Source organism: Paramylibacter ulvae (assembly GCF_014652655.1).
Taxonomy (GTDB): domain Bacteria; phylum Pseudomonadota; class Alphaproteobacteria; order Rhodobacterales; family Rhodobacteraceae; genus Amylibacter; species Amylibacter ulvae.
Genome location: NZ_BMZF01000005.1, coordinates 49,294 through 72,719 on the forward strand (window position 1 = coordinate 49,294; position 23,426 = coordinate 72,719).

Below are 23,426 nucleotides of genomic sequence, written 5' to 3' on the forward strand. Positions count from 1 at the left end.
ATTAGATTCGCGGATCAATCTGTTGATGAAGACGTTGCGCGGCGCATCTGGCGAAATTCAAAGCTATTTTTTTTCTTCGTGCTGCGTTTAAAGTTGTTAGCGATGATGGTCGATGGATAGCACCACCATACGAATCCGCAAAAATTAATCCGTATTCCGTGGGTAAAATATCGGTGGAAAAATCAGGCGGTATGGCGAAAAAAAATTTATCGCACCAATCGAGATAACCCTGCCATTTATTATCGGATGCGAAATCTGTACGACTTGATTTGCATTCAACAATCCAGATTTCCCCCTTTGGGGTGATTGCCATAACGTCAACGCGTAAGCCGCGTGTGGGAATAAATTCCGTAATACTCGCGAAATTCATTTCATGGAGCAGCCGCTGAACGCCGCGCGCCAAAATTTGCCCTGCCTGAAGTTCATGAACCATACACAATGGTATCGTTTGTGTGCTTTGACGGTCAAGTTTGTTAAATGACACCGATCTCTTGCAAACGTTCGCGACAACGCTGGGCGTACCGTTCGGGGGAGTATCGTGTTTGAATGTCCTGTTGCCCGAGTGTTGCGCGTTGTTTGGCAACATCATATTCGGTGTATATTTGGTACAAGTTGGCTGCGATTGCGTCGGGTGAAATATCTGCCCACTGCGCGTTTTTCGTTGGGTAAATGGCGTGAGATTTTGGCACGTCGATCATGGGTGCGACAATGGGATAGCTGTTGTTGTAATTGCAAAAATCTCGGGTGCCGCCGAAATTAGTGACGATCAGTGGTTTTGCCAATGCCAGTGCATAGGCCGCAAAATAACCAAATCCTTCGCCCCGATGGGGTGAAATCATACAATCCGCTGATGCAAGCAATCGAAAATAATCCGAATGTGTCATGATTGATTCACAAATTTTTATTCGGCTATCTAAAAATGCGATACGGCGAATTTGGCCAATCTGATCATTGGGATCGCCCCAGTGATCAGATTGTGTCGGGGTGGTTTTGACTATCAATTCACAATCGGGAAAGCTGCGACGTGGGAATGCCTTTTGAAATGCGTAAACGGCGGCAATTGGATTTTTGCGTTCAACAGACGAGTGAAAATCAAACGCGGTTATGCATCTAAACTTATCACCGTCGCGGAGCTGAGTTGTTGATAATACGTCCAATAAATCAAGTTCGGGAATGGATTTCCCCATAAGCTGAATATTTGTTGTTTGGCTGGCATAGAGATCGGAGACGAATTTGCTTGGCACCCATAACTCGTCCAGCATTTCAATGCCAAGCCGATGTATGTCTGGTATTTGTGACAATTCCCAAAGCGGAAAGCCGATTTGATATATATCACCACGGCGCGCCAATTCGGGGCTGATCAGCTGAAATGGCACACGTTCAGCATTTACATGATGAATCATCACGTTGCGCTTTGGGCTGATTTCAGTTTTTGAACGGCGTGCAGAACATAAATTCGCGTTGAATGTATCGGATGTTTCAAACTTCAACCCAATTGAATTGAGTGCATCTTGCGTCATTCGCAAATTTGCAGCGATTCCAGAACTGCCAGTGGTCACCCCATTCAACAGTAGTTTATGTGCCAAGCGAGGAGAGCAAGCCGAGGTATTGATCTGATCACGCACACCTGCGGGGCGCACGTTCGCATCAAACCACTGCACGATGCGAACATCGCGCCAAAGCATATCGGCGACACTTGATTGCGAATGAACGCCGCATAGCATCGCAAAAAAGAGCATTAACCCTGTTGGGCCATTCGCGTGTCTTTTTGCTGCAAATAATTTTTGCAATCGTTTTGGAAGCGCGTCGAAGTTTATATCACCATCCAAGAACGCGATGATTTCATCGCAATAAGGTGTTCTAAAGAACGCTGAACGCGTGTTTGATGGTTCGCAAATGCCACGTGGGACCCATTTGGCAGGGACTTTTTGATGGGCGTGTTTCTGAAACCAGTCCAAAAACGCGCGGCGACCATGTGACGTTGAAAGATTATAACCTGATTGCAGATTATACACTTGGTAAACATGCAACATATATCGCGTGATGCCCGCGTATTGCGTTGATTGTTGTGCCAAATCCAGTGGATTTTTAGTGATGTGAGAATGTGATTTATCGTTGCTTGGCCAAACTTGATTGGTGATACGATGCACCAATTCATGTCGAGAAATCTGTGGTGATAATGCCAGGCGGCAAAGCGTTGTCAGATCCGTATCTTTGTGTCGGGTTGCACGCAGATGTCGCAAAATATGATGTGGATTTAGTGGGCCAGTTTCGAATTCAAAATTGGCATGGCGGATAAACTGTTGCACCGCATCGTGGCGATCAGATTTAGCTGCTATCTGGGTTAGCGCGTCAATTTCATTGGTATGTGTTACATAGCGAATGTTTGCCCTTGGTTTTGTGAAAAACATAGATTTCATAAACCATAGCCGTTCGCGCGCAGTTCCAACAAAAACCACATCTGCATTTAGATTTACGAACTGTCGCACCATATGGATCATACGGCGCCGCTCCTTGATCCGTTTCCATGGATGATCGCCGTGCAATTCTGGTTCAACAATGCTATCTAAATATATGATAATATGCGAATATTCTGTGATGCTTCTGGTAATGGGTGCAAGGCTTGTCTTGTATTTATGGGGCGTGATGAATGTTAATTTATGTTGGGCAACATCCGATGAACCACCCGAAACAGTCGTGATTTTAATGTTGCTTGCCAAAGCTCCGGAAACCAATTTCATTGCATCAGAGTTGGGATTTTGTTCCGGTGAAAATCGCCCATAGACCAAAAGCTTGGGTGCGGTTTTACCTTCTGCGGAGGGTGTCGAAATTTCGTTTGAATTTAACGCCGTGAGTATTTGATGTTTCATAGCAATCCTGCATAAAATATGACACTGATTTAAGCGCTGAAAGTTAATGGGGATTTAATGAAAATTGTCTTTGTTACACCCTCTTGTGAAAGGCGCGCAGAACGACTATCTTAACGCTTGGCGGGTTCTGCCCTTTTGGTGAGAAGTCCTATTCCAGTGGCCGATAATTTTTTGAGAGGGAGCTGGCTCTGCGACTGGCCGTGGCCTATCATAACTGGCACCCACCTGGTACTCCAGGCTCTCGGGAATAACCCACTTCCACCTCTGCGATCCTTCGGGAATGCGGGCTCGCCACATTAACGAAATCGGTCACAATGAATACATCAGAACTAAAATCAATGGCACGCAAAGCTGCCTTTGGCGAACGTAGAATCGCACATGGGCAGGGGCTTGATAATGATGCGAATGCGCAATTAACGTCATATTTGAAACAACAAGACGCCGAATTGGTGATTGCGGCATATATGCCCATCCGCACAGAGGTATCGCCATTGCCTTCGATGAAACGTATGGCAATGCGAGGGCGGCGCATTTGCGTGCCCGTGATAGTGGGCGATGAGCAGCCGCTTGAATTTCACGAATGGACGCCTGCTTGTGAAATGATTGATGGCCCGTTTGGCGCGTCTGTACCAAAGGACGGCGCGATATTAATTCCCGATATTATCATCACCCCGCTCGTGGCATTTGATCCATCTGGATATCGCTTGGGATATGGCGGCGGATTTTATGATCGTTCATTCGAACAAATTAGCGAGCAAAAAAGCATTATGGCCATCGGTTTTGCCTATAGCGAACAGGAATTGATGATCGTACCCCGCGAAGACACGGATTATAAGCTAGACGCGGTGATAACTGAAAAGGGCATCTTGTCCTTTTAATCTGCACACGATACCCAAGGATTATGAGATTATTATTCCTAGGTGATGTGATGGGTCGTGCGGGTCGTGCGGCGATATCAGAGCGGCTTTCAAATCTGCGCAAAGAATGGCGATTGGATTTTGTCGTGGTGAACGGTGAAAATGCAACGGGTGGCATGGGGCTGTCTGGTGCGCATGCCAAGATTTTGTTGGACGCAGGCGCGGATGTTATCACGCTTGGCGATCATGCGTTTGATCAGCGCGATATGATGACATTCGTTGAATCCGAACCCCGTATCATTCGCCCACTGAATTATGCGGCAACCGCACCGGGTAAGGGCGCGCGACTATTCACTGCCCAAAACGGGAAAAAGGTTTTTGTCGCTCAGGCCTTGGGGCAGGTGTTTATGAAAAAACCTTTTGCTGACCCGTTCTCTGCATTGGATCAGGCATTAAAGGCCGCACCAATGGGTGGGTTGGCCCAAGCCGTAATCGTTGATTTTCATGCAGAGGCCACATCAGAAAAAATGGGCATGGGCCATTGGCTGGATGGGCGTGCATCATTGGTGGTGGGGACACATACGCATGTACCAACATCAGATACGCAAATCTTATCGGGTGGCACTGCGTTGCAATCGGATGCGGGCATGTGTGGTGATTATGACAGTGTGATCGGCATGGAAAAACTGGAACCGATGCGCCGTTTTGTAACTGGCATGGCCAAGGGGCGGTTTACGCCCGCGGGTGGGGATGCAACCCTGTCTGGTGTGTTTGTCGAAACCGATGACAAAACTGGATTGGCAACTTCTGTTACCCCCATTCGTTTGGGTGGCCGATTGCAACAATCCATTCCACAATAATCCTTTATTCATCCAGACTATTTATCGAATAATGATAACGGTACTTGAGCAGTGCCCAAACAGTGTTAAATATGTGTTTAACACGCAAAGGGGCATTCAATGCTAGCGAACTATATTCCTGAAACTTGGCACGCATTTATGTCGATGGGCGTTGTTGCCGTCATGTTTTATATGTTCATTAAAGAACTCTACCCAACAGAGGTTGTCGCCCTGTCGGGAGCATCATTTTTAATGCTTACTGGCATTTTGCCATATGAATCTGCGCTAGAAGTGTTTTCAAACCCAGCCCCTTGGACAATTGCGGCGATGTTTATTCTGTCGGGCGCGTTGATACGCACGGGCGTTTTAACCAGCCTGACGAACCAAGTGACGACTTATGGTGAAAAATACCCGATTCCGGTTCTGATCGGGCTGGCTATATTCGTGGTGGTGGCATCTGCGTTTATGAATAATACGCCAGTGGTGGTGATTATGATCCCAATCGCGATGCAAATGGCCAAGCTGTTTAATGTGACCGCATCCAAAATGTTGATCCCGCTGTCATATATGGCAATTTTGGGGGGCATACTTACGCTGATCGGGACATCAACAAACCTGTTGGTTGACGGTGTGGCCCGCGCCGAAGGTCTGGAACCATTCACCATGTTCGAGGTCACACCACTTGCGATTATTCTGGTGGCGTTTGGTGCCGTGTATTTGTGGCTGTTTGGGAACCGTCTGTTACCCAGCCGCGAGAGCATGTCTGATCTATTGCGTGATAAAACCACCATGCGGTTTTTTACCGAAGTGCTGATCCCTGAAAACAGCTCGTTGATCGGATCGATTCCTGTAGAGGTTGATGAATTTAAACGCGACAGCGGGCGCGTGATCGACGTGGTGCGCGGTGATAAATCATTGCGACGTCGTCTCAAAACCGTAGAGCTAGAAGCCGGGGATCGCGTTGTCCTCAAAACCGCTGTGACCGAATTATTGGGTCTTAAGGAAAACAAAGACGTTGTTGTCGCCGATAAGGTATCATCAAGAGAGGCAACAACGGTCGAAGCTTTGATCAGCCCAGGGTGTAAATTGATCGGCAAGCGTTTGGGCAATATGCGTCTGCGCCGTCGTTTCGGGGTTTACCCATTGGCGCTCCATCGTAAAAACCAAAACATCGGGAGCCAGCTTGAAGACATCGTGGTCAAAGTTGGCGATACACTATTGTTGGAGGGTGCCCCCGACGATATCCATCGCATGTCCGAAGAATTGAACATGGCCGAATTGGCCGAACCAACCGCACGACCATATCGCCGTCAAAAGGCACCGATTGTGATTTTAGCGCTGGTCGCGGTGGTTGTGTTGGCGGCCATCGGGGTCGCGCCGATTTTTGCCGTGGCTGGTGTTGCCGTGGCGGGTGTGTTGCTAACCCGTTGTATTGATGCTGAAGAGGCATTTGAATCCGTTGATGGTGCGTTACTTGTGCTGATTTTTTCCATGTTGGCCATTGGGGCAGGGTTACAGGCATCGGGTGCGGTTGCGTTGATCGCCAATGCGGTTGCGCCTATGCTGCACGGGTTGCCACCATTTTTTGTTGTGTGGGCGATTTTCTTGCTGACCTCAGTGTTAACCGAATTGGTATCGAACAACGCGGTTGCGGTTGTGGTCACACCCATTGCGATTGCGCTGGCATCCGCGCTTGGGGTTGATCCTCGCCCCTTGGTGGTGGCGGTTATGGTTGCCGCATCAGCCAGTTTTGCAACACCCATTGGCTATCAAACCAACACGCTGGTCTATGGCCCAGGTGGGTATAGCTTTACCGATTTCATGAAAATTGGTATTCCGCTGAACCTTTCAATTGGGTTGTTGACCAGCCTGTTGATCCCATATTTCTGGCCGCTCTAAAGCAGTGATCTGTTGTGATCGAATTGCGATCACTTGAAACCCGCCGCGCATCTTTCTATAAGGCGCGAAAGCTGTAATATAAAAGAGGTTCGCACATGGCTGGCCATTCCAAATGGGCAAATATTCAACACCGCAAAGGACGTCAGGATAAACTGCGCTCAAAACTGTTTTCTAAACTGTCCAAGGAAATCACAGTTGCGGCGAAAATGGGCGATCCTGATCCTGATAAAAACCCACGTTTGCGTTTGGCTGTAAAAGAGGCGAAATCAAATTCCGTCCCCAAAGACGTGATTGATCGTGCGATTAACAAAGCGTCCGCCGCGGATGGTGAAAACTACGAAGAAATTCGTTACGAGGGGTATGGCCCAAATGGCGTTGCCGTGATTGTCGAGGCAATGACAGACAATAAAAACCGTACCGCATCAACTGTGCGTTCCACATTCACAAAATCGGGTGGTAATTTGGCGGAAACGGGTGCGGTTTCGTTCATGTTTGAACGCAAAGGTTTGGTTGTTTATCTGGCCGAAGCAGGCGACGGCGATACGATTTTTGAACACGCAATCGAAGCAGGCGCCGAAGATGTAGAAAGTTCAGAAGACGGACACGACATTTATTGCGCTGATACGGATTTGCACGCGGTATCAACCGCGCTTGAAGCCGCATTGGGGGAATCAGAATCAACAAAATTGATTTGGAAGGCCACAACATCCACAGAAGTGGACCTTGAAGGCGCTGAAAAGCTGATGAAATTGATCGAAGCGCTGGAAGATGACGATGATGTTCAAGTTGTGACAACCAATATGGATGCATCTGACGAGGTTATGGCACAGTTGTAATTTTTACAGAATTTGACAAAAGCGTGGCGAAATTGGCCGCGCTTTTTTCGTTTTAATACAGATGTTTGGGGGTGAAATAGGTGCTTCACAATTCCCTGAAAAATCATCCAAAATGCGCAATTTTTGATCGAAAAACCAATCATTTCGCAAAATATATTGCGCGTTGCCGTAGGGTATTTTGTAAATTTGCCAGTTTGCCGCATGACCAACCCGTAAATCGGTGCTAAGACCGCCAACATGTGTATAAATCCGCTAGCATCCTCGCTGGCGACGCTTGAACAAAGGAGGTTTGTCATGCGCATAGGGACTCCGAAGGAGATCTTTGAAGGCGAAACACGGGTGGCGATGACACCCGCATCCGCGCTGGAATTACAAAAACTAGGATATGAATGCTTGATCGAAAAGGGTGCTGGCGCTGCTGCACGGTTTTCGGATGAGGATTACAAGGACGCTGGCGTCACGGTGGTGCCAACCGCTGCGGCACTGTTTAAACAGGCCGACATCGTCGCTAAAGTGCGCCCACCAGAAGAAACAGAAATCAAACGTCTGCGCAAAGGCCAGACATTCATTTCATTCTTTTATCCTGCTCAAAATGAAGAATTGATGAATGCCGCCAATAAAAAAGGCGCGCATGTGATCGCAATGGATATGGTGCCACGTATTTCGCGTGCGCAAAAAATGGATGCATTGTCATCCATGGCCAATATCGCAGGCTATCGCGCGGTGATGGAGGCGGGCAATAATTTTGGTCGTTTCTTTACTGGTCAAGTAACCGCAGCGGGTAAAGTTCCACCAGCCAAGGTTTTGGTTGTCGGTGCGGGCGTTGCAGGTTTGGCCGCGATTGGCGCGGCGACGTCCCTTGGTGCGATGGTTTATGCATTTGACGTGCGCCCAGAGGTTGCGGAACAAATTGAATCAATGGGCGCGGAATTTGTATTCCTCGATTTTGACGAAGAACAAACAGATGGCGCCGAAACGGGTGGTTATGCCGCCCCATCAAGCCCGGAATTTCGTGAAAAACAGCTGGAAAAATTCCGTGAGCTTGCCCCTGAAATGGACATCGTGATTACTACAGCGTTGATCCCAGGGCGCGATGCGCCAAAGCTTTGGCTCGAAGATATGGTTGCCTTGCAAAAACCAGGTTCGGTTGTTGTTGATTTGGCAGCGGAACGTGGCGGAAACTGTGATTTGACAGTTGCCGATGAAAAGATCGTTTCAAAAAATGGTGTCACAATCATTGGCTATACTGACCTTCCATCACGCATGGCGGCGCAGTCATCCACGCTTTATTCCACCAACATTCGCCACATGATGACGGATTTGACCCCTGAAAAAGACGGTCAAATCAATCACAATATGGAAGACGACGTTATTCGCGGTGCAACGGCAACGTTTGAAGGAGATATTACATTCCCGCCGCCGCCGCCAAAGGTGGCTGCGATTGCTGCGAAAAAACCAACCGCACCAGAACCAACAGCCGAAGAAATAGCCGCCGAACAGGCCGCCGCGATGAAAAAGGCAGGAACACAGCAAACAGCATTGCTCGCAATTGGCGGTGTTTTGATGTTGTTGATCGGTGGCTTTGCCCCGGCATCATTCATGCAGCATTTCATCGTATTCGCGTTGTCGTGTTTTGTCGGCTTCCAAGTTATCTGGAACGTGAGCCATTCATTGCATACGCCATTGATGGCCATCACAAACGCGATTTCAGGGATTATCATCCTTGGCGCGTTGCTCCAAATCGGGGGTAATGGTTTTATCGTTGGCCTGTTGGCAGCGGTGAGCGTTTTGATTGCAACCATCAACATTGTGGGCGGGTTCATGGTGACGCGTCGCATGTTGAACATGTTCCAAAAATCATAAGGGGGCGATCATGAGCATTGGTATCGTTACCGCTGCATATATCGCAGCATCTGTTTTGTTCATCCTCGCACTTGGCGGGTTAAGCAATCAAGAAAAAGCCAAACGTGCCGTTTGGTATGGCATTGTTGGCATGGCAATCGCCGTGATCGCAACGGTGTTTGGGCCAGGCGTTGGTGGTTGGTCATATGCCGTATTGATTCCACTATTGGGGATTGGTGCATTTTTGGGCATGACCGTAGCACAACGTGTGGAAATGACAGAAATGCCGCAATTGGTTGCCGCATTGCACAGCTTTGTCGGTTTGGCGGCGGTGTTTATCGGTTTAAACTCCGATATCGTTGGCACGCATGATTTAACCCGAGCGGAAATTGTGATCCATGAAATCGAGATTTTCCTTGGCGTGTTTATCGGCGCGATTACCTTTACCGGTTCAATCGTTGCCTATGGTAAACTGGCGGGAAAATTGGACGGCAAGGCATTGGTTTTACCATATCGCCATGGATTAAATGCAGCCGCATTGGTGATCAGCTTTATCCTGTTGATTATGTATATGAACCATGCGGGAAGTTGGACATTATATTTGATGATGTTCATTGCATTTGCCGTTGGTGCGCATTTGGTTGCGGCCATTGGTGGTGCGGATATGCCCGTCGTGGTGTCAATGTTGAACAGCTATTCTGGCTGGGCGGCAGCGGCAACGGGCTTCTTGCTCGGCAATGATTTGTTGATTGTGACGGGTGCGCTTGTTGGGTCATCTGGTGCGATCCTGTCATACATCATGTGTAAGGCGATGAACCGTTCGTTTATCAGCGTTATCCTTGGTGGTTTTGGTGGGGCAACTGGCCCTGCGATGGAAATCGATGGGGAAATGGTGGCAACAGATGTGAATACGGTTGCCGCACAGTTGCAAGATGCTGACAGCATCGTGATTGTTCCAGGCTACGGTATGGCCGTGGCACAGGCACAGCAATCCGTGTCCGAGCTAACCCGTCGTTTGCGTGACAAGGGCAAAAATGTGCGTTTCGCCATTCATCCCGTTGCGGGTCGATTGCCAGGCCACATGAACGTGTTGTTGGCAGAGGCCAAAGTGCCATATGACATCGTGTTGGAAATGGATGAAATCAACGATGATTTCCCTGAAACCGATATGGTAATCGTGATTGGTTCAAACGACATTGTTAATCCAGCCGCACAAGAAGACCCCAATTCACCCATCGCGGGCATGCCCGTTTTGGAAGTGTGGAAAGCGAAAAATGTGATCGTGTCCAAACGGGGCCAGGGTACGGGTTATTCCGGTATCGAAAACCCGCTGTTTTTCAAGGAAAATACGCGGATGCTCTATGGCGATGCCAAGGCAAGCCTTGATCAATTGCTACAATCCATCAGCTAAGTTTAAGGGCCCCATGTGGGCCCTTTTATTTGCGTGCATCGATAAATTCAAAAATCGCGGGTTGCCCGCCAACCGACCATAAATCGGTATGATGCCCGCCCTTTACAATTTCCATCACTTTGTCCGCAGCAGGGGATGCGGCGAACACAGATTGCCCAATGGCAAGCGGGACTTCTTGATCTGCATCACCATGAATAACAAACAGCGGTACTTCGATATTTTGCAACGTATCCTTTGACATCCACATCGGGCCAAGCGCAAGGCGCACGGGAAAATATGGATACATGCCCGCCGCCACGTCGATTAGGGATGTAAACGGTGCCTCTAACATCAATGCCGCTGGTGGGTGTGTGTTGGCAAGTTGGATTGCAACGGCCGTGCCAAGACTTTCGCCATAATAGAAAACTTTGCCCGCTGGTGGGGTTCCCAATATCGCGGATAGGTTTTCAATCAGATAAATCGAATCTTGTCTGATCAAGGCTTCATTTGGATCACCCTCTGATCCTGATGAACGCCGATAGGCCATTGCCACCAATCCATATCCACGATCCAAAATGGCCTGAAACCGTGCCGCACGATTGGCCAGATTGCCCGCATTCCCATGAAAATAGATTATGGTCGGATTGTCTTCGATTGCGGGCTGAGCCCAAACGATCAAATTGGTGTTGTCAAAGCTTTTGAAATCAATGGTTTTGACTTGCGGCAAGCTAAACGCAGCAGGGTTATGTTCGGTTGTGTCAAACGAATAAATGACATGGAGCCGCAACGCGTATAGCACCGCGAACGCCCCAAGATATAATATAACCCCTGCAAGAATAAGCTTTCGCATCTTGAACCCTTTTGATGCCTAAAAACAGCAGGATAGTACGGATTATATTTAATGCAACTCGCTTCGATAATGGTCATCAATGCGATCGGCAATCAAATCAAAGATTTCTACAGCAAACCAGCCAACGATAACCCCGACGCCAGCGCCCAAAAGAAAAGACATTTTTTATTCCTTTTCTACTAAAACTTGTCGTTATTTTAGGATGTAGTTTATTAAAATTTGGTTAGCCTGCGCATATGCGAGAGGTTTTTTTTACAATTATTCACGCATGGACGGCATCACACAAAGGAACGGACATGACCAAAGCACCCAATATTTTGATCATTATGGTCGATCAATTAAACGGCACGCTTTTCCCCGATGGACCTGCGGATTGGTTGCATGCGCCCAATTTGAAAAAACTGGCAGCGCGATCAACACGATTTAAAAATGCCTATACCGCATCACCGCTTTGTGCACCGGGGCGTGCATCGTTCATGTCTGGGTTATTGCCAAGCCGAAGCCGCGTTTATGACAATGCGGCGGAATTTGCATCCGACATTCCAACTTATGCCCATCATCTGCGCCGCGCGGGATATCAAACCTGTTTGTCAGGCAAGATGCATTTCGTTGGCCCTGATCAAATGCACGGGTTCGAAGAACGCCTTACCACCGATATTTACCCCGCTGATTTTGGCTGGACTCCAGATTATCGCAAACCGGGTGAACGCATTGAATGGTGGTATCACAATATGGGATCTGTCACGGGCGCGGGTGTGGCCGAAATTTCCAACCAGATGGAATATGATGATGAGGTTGCTTATAATGCAACGCGCAAGGTTTACGATCTGGCGCGTGGGCTGGATGACCGTCCGTGGTGTTTAACCGCCAGCTTTACCCACCCGCATGATCCCTATGTCGCGCGCAAAAAATATTGGGATTTATATGAGGATTGCGAACATCTGTTACCCGAAGTTCCTGCAATGGCATACGATGATCATGATGCACATTCCAAACGCATATTTGATGCGAATGATTGGCGCAGTTTTGATATTACACAGGATAATATCAAACGCGCACGGCGGGCATATTTTGCCAACATCAGTTATCTTGACGATAAAATCGGAGACATTTTGGATGCGTTGGAAACGACGCGCCAAGAGGCAACGATTTTATTTGTATCCGATCATGGCGATATGCTGGGCGAACGTGGGCTTTGGTTTAAAATGTCGTTTTTTGAAGGATCGGCACGTGTGCCATTCATGATTTCATCACCAGAAATGGATGCAGGGCTGATTACCGCACCCGTGTCCAACATCGATGTCACACCAACGCTTTGCGATTTGGCAGGGGTGAGCATGGATGAAATCGCCCCTTGGGTCGAAGGTGAAAGCGTTGTGCATTTGGGACAAGGGGGTGAACGTACATCCCCCGTGGCAATGGAATACGCGGCAGAGGCATCCTATGCCCCGATGGTTTCCCTGCGATATCAACAATGGAAATATAACCGCTGTGATTTGGATATGGATCAGTTGTTTAATCTCGACGATGATCCGCATGAATTAAACAATCTGGCAGAAGCCCCCCAACACCAAGGTACCTTGGCACAATTGCGCGCAAAATCAGAAGCGCGATGGAATCTGGATGCATTCGACGCCGCCGTGCGCGAAAGCCAAGCACGACGATGGGTGGTTTACGAGGCATTGCGCAATGGTGAATATTTTCCATGGGATTACCAGCCACTTCAAAAAGCATCGGAGCGTTATATGCGCAATCACATGAATTTGGATAATCTGGAAAATGACAAACGTTTTCCGCGCGGTGAATAATTACCGCGCAAGCAATAATGCCGCCACATCGCGAACAGCGCGGCGTGCGTCGGCGGGGGCGAGCGGCTCTTCTGCCTCTGTTTGCGCCTCTTCCAACCAAACCCCGTCCATATAGGCTTGCAGCGCACGGCGCACGGTTTCACGGGTGTTCGCTGGCAACAGTCGTTTCAGCTCTGCGCGAAAATGCGAACGGACACGTGATCGGTTTATTTGATGCAAACGCGATAGGCGTGGGGAATAGGGCGCGTGTGACCAAAACTGAATCCACACGCTTGTCTGTTCGACAGTAAATAATGCGTCATCAAAATTGGCATCGCAAATCGCCATCAGCCGTTCATGCGGTGTGCGTGCCGTTTCAAGCCGGCGCAACAATGCCTGTTTCAAAATATCTAGTAAACGGCGCATCGTTGCTTCCATCAATTGTTCTTTGCTACCAAAATAATAATTAATGCTAGCCGCAGACGTACCCGCACGCGCCGCGATTTCAGACATGGTCACAACACCATACCCGCGTTCATGCACTGCAAGAATCGCTGCATCTATCAATTCTTCGCTTCGAATATCGCGGATGGTTTTTCGTGTCATGAAATTACAGTGCAGATTTTTCTCTGCTCTTTCAATAGTTTAATTGATTGTTAAAAACTTAAATGGCTATTTAAATTTTTGTTTTGAAATATTAAATTTGCTGCGTATGCTCTGATCACCAAAAAAGGGCCAAAAAGGTCTGATAAAGGGAGGGTACCAATGCAATTAATACTGACTTTTGGCGTATTGCTGGCGTTCGCGCTGGTGATTTTTTGCGTCATCAAATGGTGGAACGTGAAATGTATCGGGGTAACACCGGTGCCATTGTTCACATTCATCGCAATTTTGTTCACGTCCGGATTGGATGTTGGGCTGATTATGTTTCCGTTGACGGAATTTGGGGGATACGCGGAAGAGGCCGCATATTCATTCACAAATCCATTGGCAATTGAATTTGGATTTTGGGGGTTCCTGATCTGGGCCTTTTATTTCCTGACAGCGTTTTATTTCTGTGTCATCGAACCAAGGGTGAAATTTTTTGAAATTCCTGCCGTTCGGATATTAAATAACATCGTGATTATCGGCACATGCGCGTTCACGGCCAGTTTGTTTTTAATCTATCTGCCCGGGTATATTCCCGAAATTGGGGATGGTGAATCGGTGGTTGCCACATTTTATGTGATCGTGTTTGCGGTGATTTTGGCCGCAGCATATTCCAGTACGGACATTAAATTTGTGCGTATCCTAAGTGTGGGATCAACATTTTTATTCATGGCGCTGATATTGGGCATGTGGATTTACGCTGGAATGAGCCTATCTGAATTTGGTTCAACCATTGGCAATATCGGTGGTTATTTTGGCAATCTGCATAAATTCGTTTTGCCACTGACGGATTATCATGAATTCTATCTGTTCTGGTGGTTTGCATGGTCAATCATGATCGGGCAATTTACATCCCGTTTTGTGGGCGGGCTGACAACTTGGCAAGTATTGCTATCGTTGTTGATATTCCCATCCATTCCGTTGGCCGTTTGGTTTAGCGTTTTGTATTTCTATCATCTGAATGAAATACCAACCGCTGGTGTTGTGAATTTGGCCATGATCGTGGTGGGCATTACATTTGTGATTAACTCGCTGGACAGTTTGATCCGCCTTTACACCGATAACCTTTCGCTGACCGCGGAACGTTTCGGGCGCCCGTTGTATATCGCGGGTAACGTTGCGGTGCTATTCTTGTTGACCATTTTGTTCAAGAGCCAATGGTTGCAAATCCAATGGATTGGTGCTGTGGTTGTCGGAATTTACTTTGCATGTTTGTTGTTCATCTTGTTCACAAAACGCAGCGAAGTGACGGCCATTACTGCGTCACCCAAAGATCGCACCGTTGATTTTACGAAAATCGACAATGCACATTAACATATAACTTATTGCGGTTTTCGGCACTGTCGAAGACCGCGCAAATCAAAAAGAAAGTATCGCAAATGCGCGCACAACCCAAAGCAAGCCATTTTATCAATGGCGAATATGTCGAAGACACCGCAGGCAAAGTGATCGAATGCGTTTACCCCGCCACGGGCGAAGTGATTGCAAAACTTCATTCGGCGACACCAGCCATCATTGAACAGGCCTTGAATGCCGCGCGCGATGCACAAAAAGCATGGGCAAAATTATCGGGCACCGAACGTGGCCGTGTATTGCGCCGCGCCGCCGACATTATGCGCGAACGTAATCATGCATTGTCTGAATTGGAAACGCTGGATACTGGCAAACCAATGCAAGAAACGCTTTATGTGGATGCAACATCGGGTGCGGATGCATTGGAATATTTCGGCGGCTTGGCGGGCAGCTTGACAGGTGAACATATCCAATTGGGTGAAGATTGGGTTTATACAAAACGCATTCCATTGGGTGTGTGTGTTGGGATTGGTGCGTGGAATTATCCAACGCAAATCGCATGCTGGAAAGGTGCACCAGCATTGGCATGTGGCAATGCGATGATATTTAAACCATCGGAAACGACGCCGCTTTGCGCATTGAAAGTTGCAGAAATTTTGATCGAGGCGGGCGCACCCACTGGTATTTACAATGTTGTCCAAGGATATGGCGATGTGGGTGCGGCATTGGTCACAGATCCGCGCGTGGACAAAGTATCACTCACAGGTTCCGCGCCAACAGGGCGCAAGGTTTATGCCGCCGCGGCCGAGGGTATGAAACATGTCACCATGGAACTGGGCGGGAAATCCCCGCTGATCATTTTTGATGATGCGGATGTCGAAAACGCCGTGGGTGGTGCGATGCTGGGGAATATGTATTCCACGGGTCAGGTCTGTTCAAACGGGACACGTGTGTTTGTGCAAAAGGGGATTAAGGATAAATTTCTGAAACGTTTCGCTGAACGTGCAGAGCAGATCAAATTGGGTGATCCATTGGATGAAGAAACCCAAATGGGCCCGATGGTTTCGAAAAACCAACGCGATATCGTTTTGGGTTTTATCGAAAAGGGTAAATCAGAGGGCGCGACCCTAATCACAGGTGGCAACGCTGTGGATGGTGACGGGTATTATATCCAACCAACCGCATTTGCCGATGTGACCGATGATATGACCATCGCACGCGAAGAAATTTTTGGCCCCGTGATGTCTGTGCTGGAATTTGACACAGAGGAAGAGGTGATTAAACGCGCCAATGATACCGATCTTGGTCTTGCTGCCGGTGTGTTCACCAATGACATCACCCGCGCACATCGTGTGATTGATCAATTGGAAGCGGGCACATGTTATATCAATACCTATAACGATGCACCTGTCGAGGCACCGTTTGGTGGTGTGAAAATGTCGGGTGTTGGGCGTGAAAATTCCAAAGAAGCGATCAACCATTACAGCCAAATGAAAACCGTCTATGTGAAAATGGGCCCCGTGGATTCACCTTACTGATATGACTATCACTGCTGATTATGTAATTGTTGGTGCTGGCTCTGCTGGTTGTGCCATGGCCTATCGCCTGTCCGAGGATGGGCAACATTCTGTGCTGGTCATCGAACATGGTGGCACAGATATGGGGCCGTTTATTCAAATGCCTGCGGCACTGTCATATCCGATGAACATGCCAATGTATGATTGGGGATATCAAAGCGAACCAGAACCTCATCTGGGTGGGCGCAAATTGGCCGCCCCACGGGGCAAGGTGATTGGTGGATCATCATCCATCAATGGTATGGTTTTTGTGCGTGGTCATGCACGTGATTTTGATCATTGGGACGAAAGTGGCGCGCAGGGCTGGAGCTATGCCGATGTGTTACCGTATTTCAAACGGATGGAAACATGGCATGGCGGTGCATCTGAATTTCGCGGCACTGATGGCCCATTGCATGTCACACGCGGCCCACGCAAAAACCCACTGTTCCATGCATTTGTGAATGCCGGTGAACAGGCGGGTTACGAGGTGACAGATGATTACAACGGTGAACAGCAAGAGGGCTTTGGCCCGATGGAACAAACCGTTTACAAGGGGCGGCGTTGGTCGGCGGCAAATGCATATCTGCGCCCTGCGTTGAAACGCAAAAACTGTAATCTTGTAAATGGTTTGGCGCAAAAAGTTATTGTTGAAAATGGCCGCGCCGTTGGAGTGCAAATCGAACGCAATGGGCGCATCGAAACAATCCGCGCAAACCGCGAGGTGATTTTAGCCGCATCATCATTCAATACGCCAAAATTGTTGATGTTGTCGGGCATTGGTCCCGCGGCGCATTTGCGCGAACATGGCATTGATGTCGTTGCGGATCGCGCAGGTGTTGGGCAAAACCTACAGGATCATTTGGAATTGTATATGCAGGTCGCAAGCCTGCAACCGATCACGCTTTACAAACATTGGAATATTTTTAGCAAGGCTGTGATTGGTGCGCAGTGGTTGTTTACCAAAACGGGGCTTGGTGCATCAAACCAATTTGAATCGGCGGCGTTTATACGATCGGACAAGGGTGTTGATTATCCAGATATTCAATATCATTTCTTACCCATGGCGGTGCGCTACGATGGTAAAGCTGCTGCCGAAGGGCATGGATTTCAAGCACACACGGGGCCAATGCGCTCTACTTCGCGCGGGTCTGTGACGCTGAAATCATCGGATCCCAAGGATGCGCCCAAGATCCTGTTTAACTACATGTCCACCGAACAAGATTGGGCCGATTTTCGTAATTGCATCCGCTTGACGCGAGAAATCTTTTCCCAAGATGCGTTTAAGCCATATGCAGGCAAAGAAATTCAACCAGGTGCAGCGATGCAAACGGATGAAGAGCTGAATGAATTTATCAGCGAACATGTCGAAAGCGCGTATCACCCCTGTGGCACGTGTAAAATGGGTGCGATTGATGATCCAATGGCGGTGGTTGATCCTGAATGTCGCGTGATTGGTGTTGACGGTTTGCGTGTTGCTGACAGCTCTATTTTCCCACGAGTGACGAATGGGAATCTCAATGGCCCATCGATTATGGTTGGGGAAAAGGCGTCGGATCACATTTTGGGTAAAAAGATGTTGCCAAAATCAAATCTGCAACCTTGGCTGCATCCCGATTTTGAAAGCACTCAGCGCTAATATTTACGCTGCGATCCGCACGGCACGTTCGATGCGGATCGTAAAAACCGACGTGATTAGTGCGATGAGAGAGCTTGCAAAAATACAGGCAACCAGTGGAATCGCGGTGGTGCTGTCCACCAACAAATAACCAGTAAGTCCCGCCAGTAGCGCACCACCAAATGTTAACAATGCACCACCAAGACCAGATGCAGATCCCGCGAGGGCTGGGTTCACATCCAGCAAACCCGCATTTGCGCTGGGTAACACCATGCCATTGCCAAACCCGATGAAAAACGTGAATGCAAACAGGCCCAGTGGATGGGTTACACCCGCCGCAATAACTGCCATGGAAATAACCATGGGCACGACAGTAACCATCCCACCGACAAGAAGCATACGTTCGATCCCCATCACCGTTGAAAACCGCCCACTGATGCCATTACCGATCATATACCCAATCGGTGTGATCATCAGATAAATGCCGATTGTGCTTGGTCCCAATCCGTACACCTCTTTTGCGATAAACGGGGCACCGCCAAGATAGGCAAAAAACGTGCCCGCCGCGAATGCGTTGGTGGCTGCGTATCCCCAAAATCGCCGCGATGTTAACAATTCGGGATAGGCACGAAACTGTGCGCCGATGCTGGTGGATTTATTGATATTGGTTTCGCCCTGATCAAAATATGCAAGCAAAAATACCAACGCACCAGCGCCCGTGAGAACATAAAAATTGGCCTGCCATCCAAACGCGGCACCCAAAAAACCACCGATGGGTGGTGCAATCATTGGCGCCAATGACATGCCCATGGTGACATAACCGATCAAGCTCGCAGCCTTGTTGCGGGGCACCATATCACGCACGGTAGCACGAGAAATCGCCATACCAGTGCTCGCTGCGGTTTGAAATGCCCGAAAAATCATGAATATGACAAAGCTTTGGGATAATGCCGCGCCGACCGATGCCAATATGAAAATGGCCAATCCAACCAGCGTTACAGGCCGCCGTCCGAACCTGTCCGACAGTGGGCCGATGATCAATTGAATCACTGCCGTCAGCGCCAAATACCCAGATACGGCCAATTGCATCATTGAATTGGGCGTATCAAAATATTCGGCCATCGCGGGCAGGGTTGCCAAAAAAATGTTGAGCGGGATCGCGGCAACACCCGCAATTGCAACAAGTGTGAGGATATGCGGCGGGGTCTCTTTGTTTAGAAACGTGGGGGGTGGAAGATGTTTCATAGGGGAATTGCTATGCCCATGCCCATGGCTTGTCCAGAATAAAGTTAACCTTGTTATCTTTTATCCTAGCCGATACGGCACTACTCCGCGCGCCTGCATATCAATATCCAATTTGCGTTCCAGCGGGGGCACCGAACGTTGATGGCAATTTTCCCGCTCGCATATGCGACAGGATATGCCGATGGGTTCAAATGCGCTGTCTTTGCGTGGGGCAAGGTCATCGGCGTAAACCAACGAAGCGGCATGTTTCACCTCGCATCCCAGCCCAATAGCATAGCGCCGTGTGGGTGCGTGAAATGATCCGCCCGGTTTACTGACTTCGCGGGCCAAACACAGATATCGCACGCCATCGGGTGTTTCCGCCAGTTGGCGCAAAAACTGCCCCGGTGTTTCAAATGCACGGTGCACATTCCACAGCGGACAAGCGCCGCCAAATCGGGCAAATTGCATCCGTGTGGATGAATGTCGTTTGGTAATCGTACCCGCCTGATCCACACGAACAAAGAAAAACGGTATCCCCTTTAATCCTGGGCGTTGTAATGTGGACAGGCGATGTGCAACCTGTTCCACAGAAGCCCCAAACAGATGCCCCAAATGTTCCAAATCATGGCGGTGTTCCTGTGCAGCCTGCAAAAACTTTGCATAGGGCATCACTGCAGCACCTGCGAAATAATTCGCCAGCCCGATTTTGCAAATCGCGCGCGCCGCATCGGATTGAAACCGCGCAGTATCCAATGTCATTTCCAACAAATCGTCATGTTCGATCAGCGCGGTTTGGTGAATGATTTGAAACAATTGCGTTTCGGCGCCCACATGTTGGTTTAAAAACAGGATGTTTTGATCGGGATCAAATCGGCGCAACTGTGTGTCGTGATCATAGGACACGCTGACACCGTGGCGCGCCATCAACCAATCCGCGGCTGCCTTGCGCCCATCGCCATCCAAAATATCCGCCTTGGCGGCATAGCTTTCTGCGGCCTTGTCCACGGCATCAATGTAATTATCGCAATAATGGAAAAAATCGCGCACTTCTTCCCATGGGGATTGCACGATACCGGTTTCTTGACGGCCCAATGCCTCGTCAAGTGATGCGAGGCGCTCTTGAGTTTGTTTGTAATTGCGATGCAATTCTAAAAAAGCACGCGTTAGGGTGGGCGCGTTGGTGGCCATCAATTGCAAATCGGCCATGGGTGGAGATAGTTCGGCAAACACAGGATCGGCCAATGCTTCTTTCATATCCGCAAGGGATCGTTCCGCGCCCCCTTGGCGAAGTTGCGTCACATCAAACCCAAAATTCTGAGCAAGCGCCAAAATCACCGAACTGGCAATCGGGCGATGGTTGTTTTCCATCTGGTTGAGATAGGGCAGGGACACGCCCAAGCGCTGCGCAAATTCTTTTTGCGTTAAATCAAATTTCTGGCGTGTTTCGCGCAGGGCAACGCCCGCATAAAGCTTGTTGGACATATTGAAAACTTTGCAAATTTGCAGTTTGCAATACAGTAATTGCCAAATATTTGCAACTATGCCATCTAATTCTTTATTGCAGGGCAAAATTTGCTACAACCAAGAAACACTTAAGGGAGGATACCGTGCAAGATATTATTCAAGCGCTGGAAGAGCGGCGTGACCAAGCGCGCCAAGGCGGCGGAGCAGAACGCGTTGCCGCGCAACATGGCAAGGGTAAATTGACCGCGCGTGAACGTATCGAAGTCTTGCTCGATCTGGATTCCTTTGAAGAATACGACATGTTCGTTGCGCACCGCTGTACCGATTTTGGCATGGCGGATAACAAGGTTCCTGGTGACGGTGTGATCACGGGGTGGGGCACGATCAATGGGCGTATGGTTTATGTCTATTCCCAAGATTTCACCGTTTTGGGTGGGTCATTGTCCGAAACACACGCCAAAAAGATCTGTAAAATTCAAGAAATGGCGATGCGCAATGGCGCACCGATCATTGGCTTGAACGATTCAGGTGGTGCGCGTATCCAAGAGGGCGTCTCGTCCCTTGCGGGTTATACGGATGTGTTTCAAAATAATATCCTTGCCTCTGGCGTTGTACCACAGATCAGCGTGATCATGGGGCCATGTGCGGGTGGTGCGGTGTATTCGCCAGCGATGACCGACTTTATCTTTATGGTCAAAGGCAGCTCTTATATGTTCGTGACAGGCCCCGATGTGGTGAAAACCGTCACAAACGAAGTCGTCACCGCAGAAGAGTTGGGTGGCGCCAAAACCCACACAACCAAATCATCTGTTGCCGATGGTGCATTTGAAAACGACATGGATGCATTGATGGAAGTGCGCCGCTTGGTTGATTTTTTGCCTTTAAATAACCGCGAAAAACCACCCGTGCGCCCGTTCTTTGATGATCCAACGCGCCGCGAAAAATCGTTGGATACGTTGATCCCAGAAAACCCCAATACGCCTTATGATATGCACGAGCTGATTGAAAAAATCGGCGATGAAGGTGATTTTTACGAAATCCAACGGGATTTTGCGAAGAATATCATAACGGGCTTCATGCGACTTGAAGGCAGCACCGTTGGTGTTGTTGCCAATCAGCCGATGGTGATGGCGGGTGTTCTGGACATCGATAGTGCCCGAAAGGCTGCGCGATTTGTGCGTTTTTGTGATGCATTTGACATTCCGATCCTGACCTTGGTTGATGTGCCAGGGTTTATGCCCGGAACATCCCAAGAATATGGTGGTGTGATTAAACATGGTGCGAAACTTCTCTATGCCTATGGCGAGGCAACAGTGCCAAAGGTTACGGTGATTACACGCAAAGCATATGGCGGCGCGTATTGTGTGATGGCCCCCAAACATTTGCGCGGTGATGTAAATTACTGTTGGCCAACAGCAGAAATCGCGGTGATGGGCGCCAAGGGCGCAGTTGAAATTTTGTATCGTTCCGATTTGGGTGATCAGGAAAAGATCGACGCCCATGTTGCCGATTACGAAGACCGCTTTGCCAATCCATTTGTCGCAGCAGAACGTGGTTTCGTGGACGAAGTCATCTTGCCCCGCAACACCCGAAGCCGCATTTGCCGCGCATTCGCAGGATTAAAAACCAAGAAATTGGATAACCCGTGGAAAAAGCACGACAACCTGCCGCTATGATCAAATATGGCGCGATAGGATTGCTGGCAATTGCTGGTGGGGCAATGGCACAACCCGTGCCTGATTTGCCATCTGGCTTGGTGGTGCAGCTTTATGATCTGCGCCAAATTGTCGAGGATGGTGAACCATCGCTCTTATATCTTGGGTTTCTTGCTGATGATCTTTCGTCTGTTGAATATGAAACGGCATCGGTTGATCTGGATTATCTTTGCGAAAACTTCGCACTGGCAGAGGTTGCGCAAAGCGGACAAGAAACAGACGAAGTTTCGATACGCATCATGGATCAACCAATCGCATATGGCGATGCCGATCCGGACGTAAAACAATTCATGTCATTTTATGACATCACCACGGGTCAATGCACGTGGCACTAACAAAAAAGGCTGAAATCAAATGATCAAACATCGTGGGTTTCCATCACGTCTGCCCAGTTCAGACTTTCAATTCACTATCCGCCGTCCCAACAAGGCGGGTGCAACACCGCTCAAGGCACGCGAACGTTATGCGGATCGCCGTCATGCGGATCGGCTAGCCGATCAGGCATTTTTGGAAGCACTGATCGAGCATTTTGGCGAAGAGCCGTTTGAGCGCGGCAATCTGGATGCTGGGCGGCTTGGTTGGCTGTTGGGGCGCGAGGTCATGCCCGTGGGTGAATTTGATCCAGCAGATTACGAAGCATTGCTACAGGTGAATCTGGCCAAGGCTATGGTGAATTTTCCACAGATATTTGAAGAAGAATGACCATGAATTGGCCCGTAAATCACCAAATTTGGC

Annotated in this window: 19 protein-coding genes; 13 read left to right on the forward strand and 6 right to left on the reverse strand. The window is 48.8% G+C overall.

Going from position 1 to position 23,426, the window contains the following annotated elements:
• Window position 1: 1 nt before the first annotated feature.
• Window positions 2–589, reverse strand: coding sequence for an MmcB family DNA repair protein (locus IE094_RS10290; protein WP_308429215.1), 588 nt, complete (start codon window positions 587–589; stop codon window positions 2–4).
• The gene (locus tag IE094_RS10295; RefSeq protein WP_189640627.1) at window positions 474–2,870 is read right to left on the reverse strand and encodes a glycosyltransferase; all 2,397 of its coding nucleotides are present in this window, start codon (window positions 2,868–2,870) and stop codon (window positions 474–476) included. Before IE094_RS10295 ends, IE094_RS10290 begins: the two co-directional genes overlap by 116 nt.
• A 314-nt stretch (window positions 2,871–3,184) precedes the next feature.
• Here IE094_RS10295 and IE094_RS10300 point away from each other — a divergent pair, with 314 nt between their 5' ends.
• From IE094_RS10300 to pntB, 6 genes are all read left to right on the forward strand, one after another.
• Entirely contained in the window at window positions 3,185–3,748 is a 564-nt protein-coding gene (locus IE094_RS10300; RefSeq protein WP_189640628.1) for a 5-formyltetrahydrofolate cyclo-ligase, read from the forward strand.
• Window positions 3,749–3,771: 23 nt separating this feature from the next.
• Entirely contained in the window at window positions 3,772–4,587 is an 816-nt protein-coding gene (locus tag IE094_RS10305; protein ID WP_189640629.1) for a TIGR00282 family metallophosphoesterase, read from the forward strand.
• Between the two features lie 99 nt (window positions 4,588–4,686).
• Window positions 4,687–6,465, forward strand: coding sequence for an SLC13 family permease (locus IE094_RS10310; protein WP_189640630.1), 1,779 nt, complete (start codon window positions 4,687–4,689; stop codon window positions 6,463–6,465).
• 95 nt (window positions 6,466–6,560) lie between these two features.
• Window positions 6,561–7,301, forward strand: a complete 741-nt coding sequence (locus IE094_RS10315) for a YebC/PmpR family DNA-binding transcriptional regulator (RefSeq protein WP_189640631.1) — start codon at window positions 6,561–6,563, stop codon at window positions 7,299–7,301.
• 294 nt (window positions 7,302–7,595) lie between these two features.
• Window positions 7,596–9,164 (forward strand): Re/Si-specific NAD(P)(+) transhydrogenase subunit alpha, encoded by a 1,569-nt coding sequence (locus IE094_RS10320; RefSeq protein WP_189640632.1) that lies wholly within the window; start codon window positions 7,596–7,598, stop codon window positions 9,162–9,164.
• 10 nt (window positions 9,165–9,174) lie between these two features.
• A complete protein-coding gene (gene pntB, locus IE094_RS10325) occupies window positions 9,175–10,554 on the forward strand; it encodes a Re/Si-specific NAD(P)(+) transhydrogenase subunit beta (protein WP_189640633.1) in 1,380 nt (459 codons plus the stop codon).
• Between the two features lie 25 nt (window positions 10,555–10,579).
• Here pntB and IE094_RS10330 read toward each other — a convergent pair whose 3' ends face one another.
• Window positions 10,580–11,383, reverse strand: coding sequence for an alpha/beta hydrolase (locus tag IE094_RS10330; RefSeq protein WP_189640634.1), 804 nt, complete (start codon window positions 11,381–11,383; stop codon window positions 10,580–10,582).
• 296 nt (window positions 11,384–11,679) lie between these two features.
• Between IE094_RS10330 and betC the strand changes: the two genes are divergently transcribed.
• Complete coding sequence (gene betC / locus IE094_RS10335; protein WP_189640635.1) at window positions 11,680–13,191, forward strand: choline-sulfatase; 1,512 nt, start codon at window positions 11,680–11,682, stop codon at window positions 13,189–13,191.
• Here the strand turns inward: betC and betI are convergent, their stop codons facing one another.
• On the reverse strand, window positions 13,192–13,776 hold the full coding sequence (betI, locus tag IE094_RS10340; protein ID WP_189640636.1) for a choline-binding transcriptional repressor BetI: 585 nt from the start codon (window positions 13,774–13,776) through the stop codon (window positions 13,192–13,194).
• Between the two features lie 159 nt (window positions 13,777–13,935).
• Here betI and IE094_RS10345 point away from each other — a divergent pair, with 159 nt between their 5' ends.
• From IE094_RS10345 to betA, 3 genes are all read left to right on the forward strand, one after another.
• A complete protein-coding gene (locus IE094_RS10345; RefSeq protein ID WP_189640637.1) occupies window positions 13,936–15,132 on the forward strand; it encodes a BCCT family transporter in 1,197 nt (398 codons plus the stop codon).
• A gap of 65 nt (window positions 15,133–15,197) precedes the next feature.
• A complete protein-coding gene (gene betB, locus IE094_RS10350; protein WP_189640638.1) occupies window positions 15,198–16,649 on the forward strand; it encodes a betaine-aldehyde dehydrogenase in 1,452 nt (483 codons plus the stop codon).
• 7 nt (window positions 16,650–16,656) lie between these two features.
• Window positions 16,657–18,306, forward strand: a complete 1,650-nt coding sequence (gene betA, locus IE094_RS10355) for a choline dehydrogenase (RefSeq protein WP_189640748.1) — start codon at window positions 16,657–16,659, stop codon at window positions 18,304–18,306.
• Window positions 18,307–18,309: 3 nt separating this feature from the next.
• Here betA and IE094_RS10360 read toward each other — a convergent pair whose 3' ends face one another.
• Both IE094_RS10360 and IE094_RS10365 read right to left on the reverse strand, forming a co-directional pair.
• The gene (locus tag IE094_RS10360) at window positions 18,310–19,530 is read right to left on the reverse strand and encodes a multidrug effflux MFS transporter (RefSeq protein WP_189640639.1); all 1,221 of its coding nucleotides are present in this window, start codon (window positions 19,528–19,530) and stop codon (window positions 18,310–18,312) included.
• Between the two features lie 60 nt (window positions 19,531–19,590).
• Window positions 19,591–20,994 carry a helix-turn-helix domain-containing protein gene (locus tag IE094_RS10365; RefSeq protein ID WP_189640640.1) on the reverse strand — a complete coding sequence of 468 codons (1,404 nt, stop codon included), beginning with the start codon at window positions 20,992–20,994 and terminating at the stop codon, window positions 19,591–19,593.
• Window positions 20,995–21,119: 125 nt separating this feature from the next.
• Between IE094_RS10365 and IE094_RS10370 the strand changes: the two genes are divergently transcribed.
• From IE094_RS10370 to IE094_RS10380, 3 genes are read left to right on the forward strand one after another with little or no spacing between them, the layout of a single operon-like run.
• Window positions 21,120–22,652, forward strand: coding sequence for an acyl-CoA carboxylase subunit beta (locus tag IE094_RS10370; protein ID WP_189640641.1), 1,533 nt, complete (start codon window positions 21,120–21,122; stop codon window positions 22,650–22,652).
• Entirely contained in the window at window positions 22,649–23,026 is a 378-nt protein-coding gene (locus tag IE094_RS10375) for a DUF6497 family protein (protein ID WP_229802242.1), read from the forward strand. The genes IE094_RS10370 and IE094_RS10375 overlap by 4 nt, the downstream gene beginning before the upstream one ends.
• A 19-nt stretch (window positions 23,027–23,045) precedes the next feature.
• Complete coding sequence (locus IE094_RS10380; protein WP_189640643.1) at window positions 23,046–23,393, forward strand: hypothetical protein; 348 nt, start codon at window positions 23,046–23,048, stop codon at window positions 23,391–23,393.
• Window positions 23,394–23,426: the final 33 nt, after the last annotated feature.

What these genes read in the sequence shown, in the direction of transcription:
- IE094_RS10300 (WP_189640628.1), top strand. Translation starts at nt 3,185, where the DNA reads ATGAATACATCAGAACTAAAATCAATGGCACGCAAAGCTGCCTTTGGC.
- betC (WP_189640635.1), top strand. Translation starts at nt 11,680, where the DNA reads ATGACCAAAGCACCCAATATTTTGATCATTATGGTCGATCAATTAAAC.
- IE094_RS10375 (WP_229802242.1), top strand. Translation starts at nt 22,649, where the DNA reads ATGATCAAATATGGCGCGATAGGATTGCTGGCAATTGCTGGTGGGGCA.
- IE094_RS10295 (WP_189640627.1), bottom strand. Translation starts at nt 2,870, where the DNA reads ATGAAACATCAAATACTCACGGCGTTAAATTCAAACGAAATTTCGACA.
- IE094_RS10315 (WP_189640631.1), top strand. Translation starts at nt 6,561, where the DNA reads ATGGCTGGCCATTCCAAATGGGCAAATATTCAACACCGCAAAGGACGT.
- IE094_RS10360 (WP_189640639.1), bottom strand. Translation starts at nt 19,530, where the DNA reads ATGAAACATCTTCCACCCCCCACGTTTCTAAACAAAGAGACCCCGCCG.
- IE094_RS10320 (WP_189640632.1), top strand. Translation starts at nt 7,596, where the DNA reads ATGCGCATAGGGACTCCGAAGGAGATCTTTGAAGGCGAAACACGGGTG.
- IE094_RS10305 (WP_189640629.1), top strand. Translation starts at nt 3,772, where the DNA reads ATGAGATTATTATTCCTAGGTGATGTGATGGGTCGTGCGGGTCGTGCG.
- pntB (WP_189640633.1), top strand. Translation starts at nt 9,175, where the DNA reads ATGAGCATTGGTATCGTTACCGCTGCATATATCGCAGCATCTGTTTTG.
- IE094_RS10310 (WP_189640630.1), top strand. Translation starts at nt 4,687, where the DNA reads ATGCTAGCGAACTATATTCCTGAAACTTGGCACGCATTTATGTCGATG.
- IE094_RS10345 (WP_189640637.1), top strand. Translation starts at nt 13,936, where the DNA reads ATGCAATTAATACTGACTTTTGGCGTATTGCTGGCGTTCGCGCTGGTG.
- IE094_RS10365 (WP_189640640.1), bottom strand. Translation starts at nt 20,994, where the DNA reads ATGTCCAACAAGCTTTATGCGGGCGTTGCCCTGCGCGAAACACGCCAG.
- IE094_RS10380 (WP_189640643.1), top strand. Translation starts at nt 23,046, where the DNA reads ATGATCAAACATCGTGGGTTTCCATCACGTCTGCCCAGTTCAGACTTT.
- betI (WP_189640636.1), bottom strand. Translation starts at nt 13,776, where the DNA reads ATGACACGAAAAACCATCCGCGATATTCGAAGCGAAGAATTGATAGAT.
- betB (WP_189640638.1), top strand. Translation starts at nt 15,198, where the DNA reads ATGCGCGCACAACCCAAAGCAAGCCATTTTATCAATGGCGAATATGTC.
- IE094_RS10290 (WP_308429215.1), bottom strand. Translation starts at nt 589, where the DNA reads ATGATGTTGCCAAACAACGCGCAACACTCGGGCAACAGGACATTCAAA.
- IE094_RS10330 (WP_189640634.1), bottom strand. Translation starts at nt 11,383, where the DNA reads ATGCGAAAGCTTATTCTTGCAGGGGTTATATTATATCTTGGGGCGTTC.